This window comes from Desmospora activa DSM 45169, assembly GCF_003046315.1.
GTDB lineage: Bacteria > Bacillota > Bacilli > Thermoactinomycetales > DSM-45169 > Desmospora > Desmospora activa.
Genome location: NZ_PZZP01000001.1, coordinates 533,955 through 551,456 on the forward strand (window position 1 = coordinate 533,955; position 17,502 = coordinate 551,456).

Genomic DNA, 17,502 nt, shown 5'->3' on the forward strand with positions numbered 1-17,502 from the left:
GGATGGCTTATACGTTAAAGTTGCCGCGTCAAGGAGGTTCCCTTTATCCCTATCGGTTAAAGGGTGATACCCCTGTAACGCTCCCACAAAAGAAATCCTTTCATAAACGGACGGCCTTTGCAGCGGCTCATGTCGTTTGTGACCCCTTTACCGACGCCGACCCGGTTACCAATCCCCACATCGACTGGGAGGCGACATTACAATATCGCCATTATTTGTGGTCGTTGGGATTGGCCGTTGCAGAGGCGATGGATACAGCCCAGCGTGGAATGGGCCTTCATTGGGAACAGGCGCGGGAGCTGATCCGTCGCTCTGTTAAGGAAGCGCATGCAGTGGGCGGCCGGATCGCCTGTGGTGTCGGTACGGATCAGCTGGAACCTTCTGCTGCGGTGACCTTGGCCGATGTGGAGCGGGCGTATGAAGAACAGTGTGAATGGGTGGAAGCGGCAGGAGGGCAGATCATTCTGATGGCGAGCCGGGCGTTGGCCGCCTGTGCCAAAGGGCCGGAAGATTATGAACAGGTATATGGAAACCTGCTCCGTCGCGTTTCCAGACCGGTGATTTTACATTGGCTTGGCGAGATGTTCGATCCCAAACTAAAGGGATATTGGGGGCATGAAAATCCGGATGAGGCGATGAAAGTATGTTTACGGGTGATCCATGAAAACCCGCAAAAAGTGGACGGCATTAAAATCTCCTTGCTTGATGCGGACGCGGAGATTCGGATGCGCCGCCTGCTTCCGGAACATGTGCGGATGTATACCGGGGATGATTTTCATTATCCTTCCTTGATTCGCGGTGATGAACACGGATACAGTCATGCCTTACTCGGCATCTTTGATGGGATTGCACCGGCGGCGGCGACGGCACTGGAAGCACTGGATGAAGGGAATCTCAATCGCTATGATGCCGTCATGGAAAAAACAGTTCCCCTGTCCCGCCATATCTTTCAACAGCCGACCTATGCCTATAAAACAGGAATCGTCTTTCTCGCTTATCTCAATGGACACCAATCGCACTTTCGCATGATTGGGGGAGCGGAAGGGCATCGCTCGGTGATTCATCTGGCGAAAATGTTTGAGTTGGCCGATCAGGCAGGGGTTTTACTCCAGCCGGAGCTTGCAGTGGAACGGATGCGTCTTGTTTTAGCTCAAGTCGGGATTCGATAGGAGGAAGCGCGATTGACAAAGGAGAATCCCTCCAGCAAAAGAATCAGTTTAAACCAGATTACAACGGAAAATTGGAGTTTGCCTGATGCGGCGGAAGGATGTGTACGGGCAGAGATCCCATGGATTTCGATCTGGCGCCATAAATTGCAGGAGATCGGCTTAAATCAGAGTAAAAAGATCATTCGTGATACAGGTTTACGGGTCTCCAGTTTGTGTCGTGGCGGCATGTTTCCAGCAGCGACCGATTCAGAACGGCAATCCCGGCTGGATGACAATCGACGGGCGATCGAGGAAGCGGCGGAGTTGGGCACCGATGTATTGGTGCTGGTCTGTGGTGCGGCCCCTGACCGTGATCTGGACAGTGCCCGTCAATGGGTGGCGGAGGGAATTGAGAAGTTGGTTCCATATGCCAAAGACTACGGGATTAAACTGGGGATTGAGCCGCTTCATCCGATGTTTGCTGCGGATCGTTCGGTGATTGTGACACTGAAACAGGCAAATACCATCCTTGATACAATTCAATCCCCACAGGTAGGGGTGATCGTCGATGTGTATCATGTGTGGTGGGACCCGGATCTATATCAGCAAATTACTCGTGCTGGGAACAAAATCTTAGGATTTCACGTGTCTGACTGGGCGCATCCTCTGCCGGATCTATTTAAGGGACGCGCGATGATAGGGGATGGCGTTATCGAAATCCGCCGGATTCGGCAAGCGGTGGAAGCCGCTGGCTATACGGGACCGATCGAGGTGGAGATTATCAATCAGGCGATCTGGGATCAACCCGGCGATGAAACCCTGCGCGTGATGAAGGAGCGTTATATCGAGCATGTGTAGAAGGAGAGAATCAAACCGATGGATGACATCCAAATCAAAGGTAACGTCCCCAAAGTGGAACCTGGATCGTTTTCCTTTGCGGCGATCGGGTTGGAACACGGTCATATCTACGGGATGTGTCGGGGGCTGATTGAAGCGGGAGCGGAGTTAAAAGCAGTGTATGACCCCGATGCAAGTAAAGTGGATCGTTTTTTGCAGGTGTTTCCGCAAGCGCAAAGTGCCACGTCAGCGGAAATGATTTTCGCCGATGATGCGATTCAACTCGTCGCTGGGGCGGCGATTCCGTCTGAACGCTGTGAGCTGGGTATTCGCGTGCTAAACGCCGGCAAACATTACTTTACCGCCAAAACGCCTTTTACTACACTGGAACAGCTGGAAAAAGCCCGACGCAAAACGGAGGAAACGGGATACAAATGGGCGATTTACTATAGTGAACGATTAAATGTGGAAAGTGCGATCTATGCCGGTTTTTTGATTCAGGAGGGGGCGATCGGCCGTGTGATCCAAGTGATGGGTACCGGGCCGCATCGGTTGCGAGCGGAAACGCGGCCACCCTGGTTTTTTGAGCGGAAGTCATATGGCGGAATCTTATGTGATATCGGCAGTCATCAGATTGAGCAATTTCTCCATTACACCGGTGCAGCGGATGCGCAAGTGGTGCACAGCAAGGTGGCCAATTACGCCCATTCGCAGTATCCGGAGCTGGAGGATTTTGGCGATGCAACTCTGATCGCCGATAACGGCGCGACAGGCTATTTTCGCGTCGATTGGTTTTCGCCCGAGGGTTTAGGGACATGGGGGGACGGACGGATTTTTATCCTGGGAACGGAGGGCTCTATCGAGTTGCGCAAAAATATCGATCTCGCTCGGGATCGAGAGGGAGAGCACCTTTATCTCGTTAATCACGAAGGGGAAAAGCATTTAGCACTAAAAGGAAAGGTAGTAATTCCCTATTTCGGTCAATTGATCCAAGATTGTTTACACGGTACCGAGAAAGCGATGACTCAGGCCCATGCCTTTAAAGCAGCTGAGCTTTGTTTGCTTGCACAAAAGCAGGCGATTCATGTGACCGCTTCCCACGATTAGAGGCGTCAAAAGGTAGGGATTTTTAAGTCATCTCCGCTCACCTGAGGCCCGAGCAATCATGTGAGATGGTTAAAAGAAAGATTCGTTTCTATTCTTATCTAATCGAATGTTCCTATCAACCGTTCACTTTGTTTTTAATAGTGGAACGAAGAGGTTATCGCTTGCAAAAAAATAGAAGGAGAAATCAGGATGAAACCCGTTTCTTTTCTATTAGTCGGGATTGGTGGGTACGGCAACTTATACTTAAAAACATTGTTTGAGCAATCGCTACATGCTCATATTCGGGGTGTGGTAGATATCGATCCAACGCGAAGCGAACATTATCCCCAGCTAATACAACACCGCATCCCGATCTACTCATCGATGGAAGCGTTTTATCAACAGAAAAGTGCCGATTTGGCGATTCTCTCCACCCCAATCCACCTCCATGCACAACAGATTTGCGAGGCTTTATCCCATGGCAGCCATGTGTTGTGCGAAAAACCGCTAAGTTCCACGCAGCCGGATGCAAAGAGAATTATCGAGACCCGCAATCGCACGGGCAAGTTTGTGGCCATCGGCTTTAACTGGTCGTTTACGTCCTCGATCCAGACCTTGAAAAAAGATGTGATGGCAGGGCTGTTCGGTAAAGCCAAAAGGCTTAAAACGGTCGTCCTTTGGCCGCGCACGCAAGATTACTTTCAACGAACCTCCTGGGCTGGGAAGAAAGTTAGTGGCGATGGTACACCAATTTGGGATAGTGTCGCCAATAATGCCACTTCTCACTTTTTGCACAACATGCTTTATGTGTTGGGGGCGGAACAAGATCGAAGCGCTGAAGTTACAACTGTGACGGCTGAATTGTATCGGGCCAACGATATTGAGACCTTTGATACCTGTGCGGTCAAGTTGAAAACAGACGAAGAGACAGAGGTCCTGTTTTTTGCCTCACATGCGGTTCGAGAGGAGATGGGACCTCGTTTTCTGTTTGAGTTTGAAAAAGCGGTCATTACCTACAACAAGGGCGAGGATATTGTTGCTCACTTTGACGATGGATCGAAAAAAGTGTATCCCGATCCGGAAGGGGACCATCTTGCGAAACTGAGGGTCTGCCTACAGGCAGTCAAAGCCGGAAGTGACCAGATTCTTTGCGGCCCGGAAGCGTCGTTTCCCCATGTTCAATCGATCCACGCTATGCAGCAATCCGTGCCTGAAGTTGCCTCTTTTTCGGAAAGGTTACTCCGGGAAGACTCCCGACTTATCTGGGTGGAAGGGCTAGCGGATGCCTTGCTTGATTGTTTTGAGCGAGGGTGCCTACCATCGGAAGCAGGTCTTGCCTGGAGCCAAAAAGGTGAAGAGGTTTCGGTAGAAAGCTAATTCCGATATTGAGAGCTAATTCCAAATTTAATAAGACGAAATAACTATCCGCTATTACGATAGAAGGAGAGAAAAAAAGACCAATGAAATGTAAGGGGTTTCATAATTGTGTGCCACTGAGTTGGTTTTGTCTCTGTACACATCTCCCTATTTGAAAAGGAGAGTGAAGCAATGTTGAAAAGTGTCAAGTGGTGGCTGAAACGATCAACGTTGTTTCTGCTTGGTTCTGTTCTGGTCGCATCATGCTGGGGTCCACAGCTGGTTACAGCAAAAAAGGAAACCCAACCACCTCCTCCACGACAGATGGAATATCTGGATCGTGCCCCTGTGGCGGTAAAAGTGGATGAGGGTGTCTTTATCAGTTGGCGCTTATTGGGGACCGATGAGGAATCGGTCGCTTTTAACCTTTATCGTGATGGAAAGAAAGTGAATGCTTCACCGATTACGTTCAGCACCAACTATCTGGACCGAGAGGGGGGCCTCGATTCCACCTATACCATCCGTGCGATTATCGATGGCAAGGAACGGGAGAAAACGGAGACGGTAAGTGTATGGGGGAAAGATTATTACTCTTTACCCCTACAAAAACCGGCAGACGGTAAGAATTCCGACGGATCCACCTATACATACAGTGCCAATGATGCCAGTGTCGGTGATCTTAACGGCGATGGAAAATATGAAATCATCCTCAAATGGGATCCGTCCAACGCTAAGGATAACTCCCATTCCGGGGTTACAGGTGAAGTCTTTTTGGACGCTTACCAGTTGGACGGTACACATTTATGGCGCATCGGTTTGGGCAAAAATATCCGTGCCGGTGCCCATTACACCCAGTTTATGGTTTATGATTTGGACGGCGACGGCAAAGCGGAAGTCGCTTTAAAAACAGCGGACGGCACCACCGACGGCACCGGGAAGGTGATCGGTGATCCTGACGCGGATTATCGCAATGAAGAAGGGCGAATCTTGACAGGGCCGGAATATCTCACAGTTTTTGACGGAGAGACCGGCAAAGCACTGGTGACGGAAGATTTTGAACCGGCTAGAGGGAACATTTGTGATTGGGGCGATTGCTACGGAAATCGCGGCGACCGTTTTCTGGCGGGAATCGCTTATTTGGACGGAAAAAGGCCGAGTCTGATCATGGCCCGTGGCTACTATGAAAAGACGATGCTGGCCGCCTACGATTACCGCAACGGTCAATTGAAAAAGCGGTGGATTTTTGATAGTGATAATCCCGGCAACGAGGGTTATGCAGGCCAGGGAAATCATCAATTGAGCATCGCCGATGTCGATGGTGACGGCAAAGATGAGATCATTTATGGCGCGATGGCGGTCAATCACGATGGAACGGGGCTATATACCACTGGACTGGGACATGGGGATGCCATGCACCTCGGTGATTTAGATCCGACTCGGCCTGGTTTGGAAGTGTTTAGCGTGCATGAATCGACACCCAATCCAGCGGGAATCGAGTTTCGTGATGCGGCGACAGGGGAGCTGCTTTGGGGCGTTCCTACCGATTATGATGTGGGCAGAGGATTGTCAGCTGATATTGATCCACGCTATCCGGGAGCGGAGTCATGGGCGGTGGACGGTGCTTGGAACAGTCCGACCGGTGGCTTGTATACCGCCAAAGGGGAGAAAATCTCGACCAAGATTCCGCCGGCCAATTTTGCCATCTGGTGGGATGGGGATTTGTTGCGTGAACTGCTGGATCATGACTGGGATGCGGAGAAGGAAGTCGGCGTCGGCAAGATTGCCAAGTGGGATTACGAAAATGAGCGCACTGTCGATCTGCTTGTGGCTGAAGGAACGTACTCCAACAACCACACCAAAGGAAATCCGTCCTTGCAAGCGGATATTTTGGGAGATTGGCGGGAGGAGGTCATCTGGCGATCGGAAGACAGCAGCGAACTGCGGATTTACACTACCACAGCCCTGACGGATCATCGGATCTATACCCTGATGCATGATCCGGTCTATCGGTTAGGGGTTGCATGGCAGAATGTGGCTTATAATCAACCGCCCCACACCAGTTTTTATCTAGGGGCCGGGATGGAAAAGCCTCCAAAGCCTCATATCAAAACGGTGAAAGGGAGGGTGAAAAAATGAAAAAGATTACACTTTTGTTGTTGTCCCTGTTGCTGACAGCCACGACTTTCACCGGTTGCAGCGCTTCTGGGGACTCCGATCAAATCACGCTCCGGATTGCGTGGTGGGGAGGGCAGCCACGCCATGATTATACGATGAAAGTGATTGAGATGTACGAAAAGGCCAACCCCCATGTCAAAATCGAAGCGGAATATGCCAACTGGGATGATTACTGGAAAAAGCTGCCCCCGATGGCGGCAGCCCAACAGTTGCCGGATATCATCCAAATGGATACCTCTTATTTATCGGAATACGCTGAAAAGAACCAACTGGTCGATCTCACACCCTATATGGAAGACGGGACCATCGATGTTAGTGCGATTAACGACGAATCCCTTGAAGGCGGCAAGATCGATGATCAGTTGTTTGGATTTAATCTCGGCAACAATGTCTTATCCGTCATCACCGACGATAATCGGTTGAAAGAAGCGGGTCTCAATCCGCCGGAGGATGATTGGACCTGGGATGATTTTGAGAAGATGGCACTGCAGGTGAAGAAGGAGATGGATATCTACGGTACAAATGGGATGAATCCCCCGGATGTATTCTTCCCCTATTACCTGCGGACAAAAGGGGAGCATATGTACAGCGAGGACGGCAGCTCCCTGGGGTACAGCGATGATTCGTTGCTGGCGGATTATTTTAAGATGCAATTGCGGCTGGTAAAAGCCAAAGCCTTCCCTTCTCCCGATGTGCAGTCGCAAGTAAAAGGGCTGGAAGATGATTTTATCGTTAAAGGAACCGCCCCGATAACATGGAACTGGTCTAACCAGTATGTCGCTTTCTCACAGGTGGCAGATCATTCGTTGGAATTGCATTTTCCCCCCGGCCCCGGACAGGAGAAAGGCTTGTTCCTAAAACCCAGCATGTTTTTCTCCATCGCCAACAATTCGGAACATAAGGAAGAGGCGGCCAAGTTTATCGACTTCTTTGTCAATGATGTAGAGACGAACAAAGAGTGGATCAAAGGAGAGAGGGGTGTACCGGTTTCTTTCAAAGTGGCGGAAGAGGTACAAGCGGTTCTCCCTCCGGAAGAAGCGAAAGTGTTTGAGTATGTGATAGCGGCGGAGGAGCGGAGCAGCCCGATCAGTCCGCGGGATCCAGTGGGGGCCAATGAAGTGATGCAGGCGCTTACGGATGTTTCCGAACAGGTTCTCTATCAAAAGGTCACACCGGAACAAGGGGCAAAGACATTCCGGGAACAGGCGAATAAAATTTTGGCCAGGAACAAATAAGGGATGAATCTGGTCGCTGGTCCCAGAGATCAGCGATCAGATTTTCCTTGATGTCAGCCGTTATGGGTGAAGGGGTTGATCAAATGAAACTGCGCACCAAATACGATAATGTTGCAGGGTATACCTTTATCGCTCCGTTTATCATCGGTTTTTTATGTTTTACGCTGATCCCCATCCTGGCCTCGTTTTATTTGTCCTTTACCGATTATGACCTCTTTTCTTCGCCGCAATGGATCGGTCTCGACAATTATAAAGAAATGTTTTTTGAAGACGAGAAATATTGGAATTCAGTCAAGGTTACTTTCTACTATGTCCTGGCGGGAGTACCGCTGCGGCTGGGTGTGGCTCTGTTTATCGCCATGTTGCTCAATCGAGATTTACAGGGGATCGGAATCTATCGCACTCTTTTTTATCTGCCCTCGATTATCGGAGGGAGCGTAGCTGTCGCCATTATGTGGCGCAACCTTTTTGGTAATGACGGAGCGATCAACGCGTTGCTCTTTTTTCTCGGGGTGGAGCAACCGATTTATTGGTATCAAGACCCGATTTCTGCGTTATGGACGTTGATATTTTTGTCCGCTTGGCAGTTTGGTTCACCGATGCTTATCTTTTTGGCGGGATTAAAAAATATCCCCAAAACATACTATGAAGCGGCTAGTGTAGATGGCGCCCACGCAGGACATCGCTTCTTTAAAATTACGCTGCCGCTCTTAAGTCCGATTATTCTGTTTAACCTTGTGATGCAAACGATCGGTGCTTTTATGACCTTTACCCCTGCTTACATTATCTCCAATGGTACCGGTGGGCCGCTGGACGGAACGTTGCTCTATTCCTTGTATTTGTTTCAACAAGCCTTTTCGTTCTTCCATATGGGCTACGCCTCGGCGATGGCATGGGTGATGCTGGCGGTGATCGCGTTGTTGACCTTGCTTTTGTTTAAAACCTCATCGTACTGGGTTCATTATGAGTCAAAGGAGGAATGATTGACATGCGGCCGCTTCGTATATCCCCAAAGCCGGTCATCAGTGAACCCCCGATTATCCGGCGCATCCGCTTTAAGCCGAAAACGCTGATCTATCACCTATTTGTAGCGGGTCTTGCCATGTTGATGCTCTATCCGCTGGTCTGGTTTTTGATGAGCTCATTTAAGGAAAGTTCCAGCATTTTTACAACTGCCCATTCACTCATTCCTGATCCATGGGTATGGACCAATTATGTGATCGGATGGGCGGGAATCGGTGGCCATTCGTTCGGCACCTTTATCAAGAACTCTTTCGTTATTGTTGTTCTGTCCACCATTGGGGCGGTGTTTTCTTCTGCTTTGATCGCGTATGGATTTGCCCGTATCAATTTTTATGGAAAGCGATTTTGGTTCACCTGTATGATGTTGACAATGATGTTGCCCCACGATGTGGTGATTATCCCCCAGTATATCTTGTTTTCAAAACTGGGTTGGTTAAATTCCTTTAAACCGATCATCGTTCCACAGCTGTTCGGGATGCCCTTTTTTATCTTTCTGATGATGCAGTTTATCCGCACCATCCCGGCAGAGCTGGATGAAGCCGCTAAAATCGACGGTTGCAGCAAATACAGCATCTTTTTTAAGGTGATCCTGCCCTTGCTCGCACCGGCTTTGGCTACCTCCGCCATCTTTTCGTTCTACTGGCGCTGGGAAGATTTGATCAATCCCTTGATCTATTTGAATAAACCGGAGCTGTACACGGTATCGATGGCCCTGAAAATGTTTTTAGACTCCCAATCCGCCTCCAACTGGGGAGCGATGTTTGCCATGTCTGTCGTTTCGCTACTGCCGGTTGTCGTCGTCTTTTTCATCTTCCAAAAATATATTGTCGAAGGCATTAGTATTACCGGGTTAAAAGGATAAGCCCTTAGAAGAGGTTTCTTGTGAGGGAGGCCGGTTTTCCGGTGGTGGAGCGACTTGCCACACATTGAAGTGGAAAGGATAACCGACCCAACCACTCAATGAAAGGGAAGGTCGAGGTTACCTGTAGGGGTAATCAACGGGAATCAAGCGTCTAGGAGGAATGGGATGAAGTTATCCGTTTATAGTGTGATGACGCCGGATTTGACACCGGAAGAGCTGGTATCTGCTTTAACGGAATATGGTTATGAAGGAGTGGAATGGCGGTGGAAGGAGACGCCTGCGGAATATAAGAGGGAGAAGCCCTCTTTCTGGCGAAATCATCACTGTTCCATCGATCCTGCTGCCACGGATGAAGAAATCGAAGGATTGCGCCGACTAATCCGGCGACACGGTTTATCCACGATAGGAGTGATCCCATATCTGACGACCGGGGAAGAGAAGAAAACCGAACGTGTGATGCAGGTGGCGGCCATGCTGGGAGCATCGCAGATCCGGGTCGGCGTCCCATCATACGATGACGGCACGAATTATCACGATCAATTTGAGCATGCCCTCGCCTACCTTGGCACCGTTGAAAAGTTGGCCCAAAAGTATGGAGTGAAAGGGCTGGTGGAGACGCATCACCAAACGATCGCTCCCAGTGCCGGATTGGCCTACCGGTTGGTGAGCCGCTTTGATCCAGTGTATATCGGTGTTATTTTTGATCCGGGGAATATGGTACATGAGGGGTATGAGCATTACCGGATGGGCCTGGAACTGCTGGGACCCTATCTGGCTCATGTTCATGTAAAAAACGCCGCTTGGAAATCGGACAGCCGTCGGAAGGACGGGACGCTGACCTGGAGTGTTTCTTGGTCTCCCCTGATGGACGGTATCGTAGACTGGAAACGGGTACTGGATGATTTAAAAGCGGTCGGATATAACGGCTATCTCAGCATGGAGGATTTTAGCGAAGGGCGGCCGAGCCGACAAGTTTTAAAGCAAAACGCTGAATATATCCGCTCGTTATTAGAGGGATAATCAACTGGCTATTGGATTTGGGGGAGGGATTTTTGAGTCTGCGTGCTCTTGCTGTTTGCAAGGAGAGAGGCGGTCCGCTTCATCCGCCGGGGTTGGGAGCGGGCAAAACTCGCTGTCGCTCATTGCAGTGCAGACTTGGGAACGGAGTAACCATAGCGAGACTTGTGCTTGTAAAGCACCGCTTGTTCCCACCCTTCGGCGGTTTCCGCTGAGGAGCACAGCAAAGGCACTTCGCTTGCAAATATCCCATCCATTATAAATTTGGAAATCATCAAAGGAGGCATCTTCTGATGCAATACACTTACTTGGGACGTACGGGTTTAAAGGTAAGTAAGCTGTGTTTGGGCACGATGAACTTTGGTAATGTGACCGACGAAAAAGAAGCTTTTCGCATCATGGATACTGCGTTAGATGCGGGAATCAATTTTTTTGATACAGCCAATGTTTACGGTTGGGAGCCGAGAGGGTTGACGGAAGCGATCATTGGACGCTGGTTTGCCCAAGGAGGAGGGCGGCGGGAGAAAGTAGTGCTGGCGACAAAAGTGTATGGAAAAATGGACGATCCCTTAGACGGTCCCAATGATGAGGGCGGTTTATCGGCGTATAAAATTCGTCGCCATTTGGAAGGGTCTCTCCAACGCTTGCAGACGGATCATATTGAGCTGTACCAGATGCACCATGTGGATCGCCATGCATCTTGGGACGAATTGTGGGAAGTATTCCATGCTCTTGTGTTGCAAGGGAAAGTCGGTTACGTCGGTTCCAGCAACTTTGCTGGCTGGGATCTGGTAAAAGCACAAGCGGCGGCAAAAGAGCGTAATCTTCTCGGTTTGGTCTCGGAGCAGCATAAATACAGCTTGCTCTGTCGCTTGCCGGAACTAGAGATGCTGCCGGCGGCACAGGATCAGGGGATCGGTGTGATTGCCTGGAGCCCGCTTGACGGTGGCCTCCTTAGTGGCCATATCTTGTCTGCACCCCAGGGTTCCAGAAGCGCCCGTCTGCAGAATCGGGTGGAACAACATCGCGCTCAGCTGGAAGCTTATTCACAATTGTGCAAAGAGCTGGGGGAGACGGAAGCCAACGTTGCGCTCGCCTGGGTATTACAGCACCCGGCCTTGACAGCGCCGATCATTGGCCCGCGCACAGTGGAGCAATTGGAGGCTTGCTTGCGTGTCGTCGAGATGAAGCTGGATGAAGAGGTTTTGCAAAAACTGGATGAAATCTTTCCCGGTCCCGGTGGTCCCGCCCCACAAGCGTATGCGTGGTAATCGATTACAGGAGAGCGGGAATGACGAAAGAGCGGGCTACCCTTCCAATCGATTTGTTCGTTCTGTCGCCAATGGAGTGAGGAAATAATTTGATAAAGAGACGTCCGATACAGGCGTTTTTGGAAAGCGGTTACCCGGAAATAATCGATGTGTGTCGCCATGGGGGAGCAGGTGTTGGCTGCGAGGTAGTCATCTCTATCAAAAGGGGGAGAAAATGTGGAGGCATACGGGGAGAAGGTTTGGTTGATTCCAGATGCCTATTTTCCAACGTATAGTTCCGGCCGGTTTCCCAGTCATGAAGCGGTCTGTCTCCTCAATACGGGAGAGCGGGATGCCAACGTGGAGCTCACCTTGTTTTTTGAAGAGAGGGAGCCGTTGACGGGGTTTTGTGTAACCTGTCCGGCTGCGCGTACCCGTCATGTGCGGATGGATCAACTAAAAAGTGAAGAGGGGCACGGGATTCCAGCAGGTGTCCCCTATTCGATTCTGGTTCAGTCTGACATTCCGATCGTCGTGCAGTATTCGCGGATGGATACGACACAAGCGGAGATGGCCTTAATGACGACGATGGCGTATCAAGGAAATGGCAACGGCAGGTGACAAGAGGGGAGAAACAGACATTGACCACTTCACACGGTTAAAGCCGTGGGATTCTTGGGTAGTTAACACCTCAATTCATTTCTGCTTCAGAGCAAGCTGTCTTTCATCCCACGATTAAAATCGTGGGATGAAAGATAGGCGACTTACTGTAATTACACTTACCAACAAAGTAAAGCCAACCCCGATGGGGTGGCTAAGGCAACGAACAAATTCGTGATAAAGGAAAGCGGAAATCGGTACCGGGCTTTCTTTGGCATTAATCTGGGCACAGCTTTCAAGCGCTGTGCCTTTGCTATATCTGCTACCGTTGAAATTTTTCTTCTAGAACATTTTTCATTCCGTTATGAACGATGCTCCTGTGCGTACCACTCTCGCAAGCGCCGGATCTGCCCCTGGTGAAACATGGAGTGACCGGCCATATGCCAAAGGACATAGCGTACACTTGCGGACTCCGGCCACCAGGGTACCGTTACAGTGGCAGTTGCGTCTTCATCGGTACACGTCTGTAGATAATCCTCAATCAGATCAATCACCCGACGGTAAGAAGCTAAAAGCTGATCCACCTGCTGTCCCTTTACCACCGGTAAGCGCTCATCTTCGGTACGATCCGGACCGTATTCCGCCATTAACGCTTCTGGAATCGCCTCCCCTTTGATACAGTGCAAATATTCCAAGTCGGTAAAGGCAAGGTGTTGAATCAAGGTAGCGGTACTATTTACGTTTCCGGCCGGACCTAGATAATCAATTTCCTCCTGGCTCATATCGTGAACCAATCTGGTTAACCGTGTGTATGCGTTTTCGATGAGAGCAAACGGAACCGATAAACGTTCAGGCAATTTTGGATTGACGAGATCAAACATGAGAGGTCACCTCACTCCTATATTTTATCAAGTAGAAATGGGGACTGTTTTTCTACCAGAACAATTATTCGCGTCCCCTTCGTGATTCTCCTTTTTTTGTTTGCTGGAAGATCCTCATTAGTTGGAGTGATTCGCATGGAAGATTTGACCAACATTCGCAATACAGCCAAGTCAAAAAGAACCGATCAAGGCCGAAATTTGCATTCATGGTCATTCTACCAGCTCAAAGAATTCATCAAGTACAAGGCTGAGGTGGTGGGTATTCGATTTGAGTTAGTGAGTCCGGAGTATACCAGCCAAACTTGCAAAGACGGACATCAAGCCAAAGCCAATCGAAATGGTCTTAAGTTTCGATGTAAAGAGTGTGAACACACTTGCCATGCCGATCTCAACGGCGCCATTAATATAACGAAGGCTATTTCGGGTTTAGCAGCCTAGCGTACTGGTAACAGGTACGCCGCCTATGCGGGTACATTTCTAACTGCATGGGACGGGGTGATGATACACCCCTGAACTTGAGCGTTGTCTAAAACGGAAACGGACTGCGGACGCTAACGACTCAAGAATCCCACGGCTTCAGCTGTGTGGAGTGTCAACACCGATCATCCTGTCGTCCCCATTGAAACCTTGATCACTGCTACCGTCTATGCCGTGGCAAACGGCTTGGATGAAGAACTGGCCTGGAAAGGGATCACCTTACGTGCGGCGGAGCATTTACAGCTGGAAGATCGGGTTGGTTCGCTGGAAATCGGTAAAGATGCTGATGTTGTCATTTGGAGCGGTGTTCCTTTCGACTACCGCAGCAAGGTGGAAACGACGATAATCGATGGAAAGATTGTTTATCAACGGTGATTGATTGGAAAGCCATCCCTGAGTGGGTGGTTTTTTACGTACCAACTTGAGGTGCTACCGCATTAGACCTGCAACGCGAAGTCAGATGATGAATGATACGGATAACTATTCAGAATAGTTATTGACAGCCTTTTTATATGTACATACAATTGAATCGAGTTGATATTTGTACGTACATATAAATGGTGGGAATGACCCACGTTAACCTCATCATCTGGAGGGAAAGCCATGCAATCCCATGAACCGTATCAAACGGTCGACAAGACAGTCAATCCAATCGTCGTCACCATCGAGAATGGAGCGCTGGCAAAACTGGCTCCTTTTTTACCCGATCATGGATATCGACGCCCTTTTGTAATCATGGATGAAAATACGGATCGAGCGGCGGGGCGGAAGGTAATCGCCCAGCTTGATCAGGCTGGTATCACAAACGATCGCTACTTAATAGGGTCCAACCGGCACGGTGATGTTATCGCCGATGAACCCACCCTGGTCCGCACCTTATTGGGAGTGCCAAAAGAGGCCGACATTCTCATTGCCGTCGGTGCCGGCACGATTCATGACATTACCCGCTTTACCGCCGATCGGATGAAGATTCCTTTTCTCTCCGTTCCAACAGCGGCATCTGTAGACGGGTTTGCTTCAAAGGGAGCCCCGATCATCCTAGGTGGGGTTAAAAAGACGATTCAAACTTGCGCACCCCTTGCCATCATTGCGGATGTAGACGTGCTGCAAAACGCGCCCCGGTTAATGGTTGCCGCGGGAGTGGGCGATATGGTGGGGAAGTATACCTCGCTGATCGACTGGCGTCTCTCCCATCTACTTGCGGATGAACCCTACGATAAGGATGCAGCGGCCAAAACCTGTCGTGCCCTTGAAAGTTGTGTTGCCAACCTGGAGCCGATCGCCCATCAAACTGAGGCAGGTCTTAAGGTATTGATGGAAGCGTTGATCCAGTCAGGTGAAGCGATGATGCAAGTAGGTCATTCCCGACCGGCGTCAGGAGCAGAACATCATTTGTCACACTACTGGGAGATGGAGCTGTTACGCAAGAATAAGCCTCAAATTCTTCACGGAGCAAAAGTGGGTGTAGCCACCATCCTAATCGCCGATTTGTATCATCGTTTATCAGAAATCGACATCGCGGCTGCCCTAGGTGACGCAGAGATAAGCGACCAACGGAAGAACCGCCTGCAAGCACACTGGCCAAGGGTGCAGAAATTGTTGCAGACGCTTCCCCTCCCCTCTGAACTTGCTGCGTTACTACGTGCGGTCGGAGGACCCACAACCCCCCAGGAGATCGGTATCTCAACTGACCTGGTACAGCGCTCTCTACGTGAGGCCCACCATCTACGCGACCGCTACACCGGATTAAAAATAGCCTACGAACTCAATCAACTACTTTGAGGGAAATTGAGCCGATAGTTGAACAAAAAAGTGTAAACGATGATTCATAGGATATTGAAATCCAGTCTAACGAGTCTTGGGAAAGGTCGCTATATTTATCAACTTAATGGGGACTACATATGTGAAACCGGAAGTTTTTTTACTTTAATATCACCAATATTTCGTTTTTTCGTTAAGGTAATATATTGAGGTGTGCGAAGGGTCGGCGGATATGTTGCCAGTCACACGTAAGGGCACCTCTTGTAGATTTTGGTCGTTAACCGACCATACAAGAGGGCTCTTTTTTTCTAGGCAGAGACAAATTGACAGCACGTGGTACATATTATTCAGAATATACATTGACACCTCTTTTAGAGGTACGTACAATTGAACTAAAAGGTCCCATTGTACGTACCTAAAACGCGCCATCATCTCACTAAAGGGAAGGGGATGTTGCGCTAATAATCCGGTTCTCTAAAGCACTACAATTAGAAAGCGCTTTCTATCCACAATCTGGATTAAATATAAAACCACAAAAAAGTGAGGGGTTATCGATGAAAAAGGTAGGTTCAATGATATTGGTGTTGGCGCTTATGGTTTTTACAGTCGCCTGTGGGGCAGCTGGCGGGGATGATAACGGCTATATCGGCATTGCCATGCCGACCAAATCATCGGAACGTTGGGTGAAAGATGGGGAAAACATGGTGAAGGAGTTTGAGGACTTGGGGTATCGCACCGATTTACAATATGCTGAGGATGTGGTTGAGAATCAGGTTTCACAGATTGAAAACATGATTACAAAAGGAGTCGATATTCTTGTCATCGCGGCGATTGATGGGGAGGCTCTCACCGATGTCCTGCAGACGGCACACGATCAGGGGATTGAAGTGATCGCTTATGATCGCTTGATAATGAACAGTGATCATGTTTCCTACTATACGACCTTTGATAACTTTCAGGTCGGGGTCTTACAGGGAGAATATATTGAGCAGCAATTGGATTTGAAAAAGGAAAAAGGCCCATTTAACATCGAGCTGTTTGCCGGCTCCCCTGATGATAATAACGCTCATTTCTTTTTTAACGGTGCCATGTCGGTCTTACAACCCTACATCGATGAAGGAAAGTTAGTGGTACGGAGCAAGCAGACTAACTTCAACCAAATCGCCACCCTGCGCTGGGACGGAGAAACGGCCCAAAAGCGGATGGATGACCGTTTGAGCACACACTATACATCGGAAAAAGTGGATGCGGTTTTGTCCCCTTACGACGGTATTAGTATCGGGGTGATCTCATCGTTAAAAGGGGTAGGTTACAGCGAAGAGGATATGCCGGTGATTACTGGACAGGATGCGGAGTTGGCTTCAATTAAATCGATTATCGCCGAAGAACAGACACAGACGGTGTTTAAAGATACACGAGAACTGGCCAAAAAGACTGTTGCCATCGCCGATGCCATCATAAAAGGAGAAGAACCGGAAGTGAATGATACCAAAACCTATGATAATGGCGTCAAAGTGGTCCCTTCCTATCTGATCGAACCGGTCTCTGTCGATCGTTCCAACTATGAGGAAGTGTTGGTAGAGGGCGGATACTATAAAAAAGAGAAACTTCAATAAATCGATTTCGTGTGATTCATCCGATTGAGGCTGAAGAGGATTAACGCCAACCTTAACGTCTGCCATTCATACGAATCTTTGTGCTAACCGTTCGGTATCCAAACTGGGTATGTCACAGATGAATTGTAGAGAGTTTACATTGGTGTATTCGAGCGTATCTGGGGTGTGTTTAGGAGAT

General features: G+C 49.3%; 15 protein-coding genes and 1 pseudogene. 15 read left to right on the top strand and 1 reads right to left on the bottom strand.

Translation table 11 applies throughout. From position 1 onward, the window contains the following. Window positions 1-2: 2 nt before the first annotated feature. The 11 genes from C8J48_RS02630 to C8J48_RS02680 all read left to right on the top strand — a co-directional run bounded on the left by C8J48_RS02630 (window position 3) and on the right by C8J48_RS02680 (window position 12,610). Window positions 3-1,169 (top strand): dihydrodipicolinate synthase family protein, encoded by a 1,167-nt coding sequence (locus tag C8J48_RS02630; protein WP_107724819.1) that lies wholly within the window; start codon window positions 3-5, stop codon window positions 1,167-1,169. Between the two features lie 12 nt (window positions 1,170-1,181). Further along, on the top strand, window positions 1,182-2,006 hold the full coding sequence (locus tag C8J48_RS02635; protein WP_245891049.1) for a sugar phosphate isomerase/epimerase family protein: 825 nt from the start codon (window positions 1,182-1,184) through the stop codon (window positions 2,004-2,006). An 18-nt stretch (window positions 2,007-2,024) separates the two neighbouring features. Further along, window positions 2,025-3,092, top strand: a complete 1,068-nt coding sequence (locus C8J48_RS02640) for a Gfo/Idh/MocA family protein (protein WP_107724820.1) — start codon at window positions 2,025-2,027, stop codon at window positions 3,090-3,092. 189 nt (window positions 3,093-3,281) lie between these two features. Next, entirely contained in the window at window positions 3,282-4,448 is a 1,167-nt protein-coding gene (locus tag C8J48_RS02645) for a Gfo/Idh/MocA family protein (protein ID WP_107724821.1), read from the top strand. A 303-nt stretch (window positions 4,449-4,751) separates the two neighbouring features. Further along, the gene (locus C8J48_RS02650) at window positions 4,752-6,563 is read left to right on the top strand and encodes a rhamnogalacturonan lyase (protein ID WP_107727553.1); all 1,812 of its coding nucleotides are present in this window, start codon (window positions 4,752-4,754) and stop codon (window positions 6,561-6,563) included. Continuing rightward, the gene (locus tag C8J48_RS02655) at window positions 6,560-7,837 is read left to right on the top strand and encodes an ABC transporter substrate-binding protein (RefSeq protein ID WP_107724822.1); all 1,278 of its coding nucleotides are present in this window, start codon (window positions 6,560-6,562) and stop codon (window positions 7,835-7,837) included. The genes C8J48_RS02650 and C8J48_RS02655 overlap by 4 nt, the downstream gene beginning before the upstream one ends. A 50-nt stretch (window positions 7,838-7,887) precedes the next feature. Next, a complete protein-coding gene (locus C8J48_RS02660) occupies window positions 7,888-8,820 on the top strand; it encodes a carbohydrate ABC transporter permease (protein ID WP_425430440.1) in 933 nt (310 codons plus the stop codon). A gap of 119 nt (window positions 8,821-8,939) precedes the next feature. Then, the gene (locus C8J48_RS02665; RefSeq protein ID WP_245891170.1) at window positions 8,940-9,722 is read left to right on the top strand and encodes a carbohydrate ABC transporter permease; all 783 of its coding nucleotides are present in this window, start codon (window positions 8,940-8,942) and stop codon (window positions 9,720-9,722) included. Between the two features lie 165 nt (window positions 9,723-9,887). Continuing rightward, a complete protein-coding gene (locus C8J48_RS02670; protein WP_107724825.1) occupies window positions 9,888-10,742 on the top strand; it encodes a sugar phosphate isomerase/epimerase family protein in 855 nt (284 codons plus the stop codon). A 290-nt stretch (window positions 10,743-11,032) separates the two neighbouring features. Continuing rightward, entirely contained in the window at window positions 11,033-12,010 is a 978-nt protein-coding gene (locus C8J48_RS02675; RefSeq protein WP_107724826.1) for an aldo/keto reductase, read from the top strand. Window positions 12,011-12,226: 216 nt separating this feature from the next. Further along, complete coding sequence (locus tag C8J48_RS02680) at window positions 12,227-12,610, top strand: sensory rhodopsin transducer (RefSeq protein WP_107724827.1); 384 nt, start codon at window positions 12,227-12,229, stop codon at window positions 12,608-12,610. A 341-nt stretch (window positions 12,611-12,951) separates the two neighbouring features. Here the strand turns inward: C8J48_RS02680 and C8J48_RS02685 are convergent, their stop codons facing one another. After that, complete coding sequence (locus C8J48_RS02685) at window positions 12,952-13,470, bottom strand: DinB family protein (RefSeq protein ID WP_107724828.1); 519 nt, start codon at window positions 13,468-13,470, stop codon at window positions 12,952-12,954. A 120-nt stretch (window positions 13,471-13,590) separates the two neighbouring features. On the opposite strand from C8J48_RS02685, the pseudogene C8J48_RS02690 reads away from it, so the two are divergent. From C8J48_RS02690 to chvE, 4 genes and pseudogenes are all read left to right on the top strand, one after another. After that, a pseudogene (locus C8J48_RS02690) lies at window positions 13,591-13,908 on the top strand (RNA-guided endonuclease TnpB family protein); the annotation flags it as partial. A gap of 144 nt (window positions 13,909-14,052) precedes the next feature. Continuing rightward, window positions 14,053-14,322 (top strand): amidohydrolase family protein, encoded by a 270-nt coding sequence (locus tag C8J48_RS02695; RefSeq protein WP_107724830.1) that lies wholly within the window; start codon window positions 14,053-14,055, stop codon window positions 14,320-14,322. Window positions 14,323-14,550: 228 nt separating this feature from the next. After that, window positions 14,551-15,729, top strand: a complete 1,179-nt coding sequence (locus C8J48_RS02700) for a sn-glycerol-1-phosphate dehydrogenase (protein WP_107724831.1) — start codon at window positions 14,551-14,553, stop codon at window positions 15,727-15,729. Window positions 15,730-16,262: 533 nt separating this feature from the next. Further along, the gene (gene chvE, locus C8J48_RS02705; protein ID WP_107724832.1) at window positions 16,263-17,324 is read left to right on the top strand and encodes a multiple monosaccharide ABC transporter substrate-binding protein; all 1,062 of its coding nucleotides are present in this window, start codon (window positions 16,263-16,265) and stop codon (window positions 17,322-17,324) included. The last annotated feature ends 178 nt before the right edge of the window (window positions 17,325-17,502 follow it).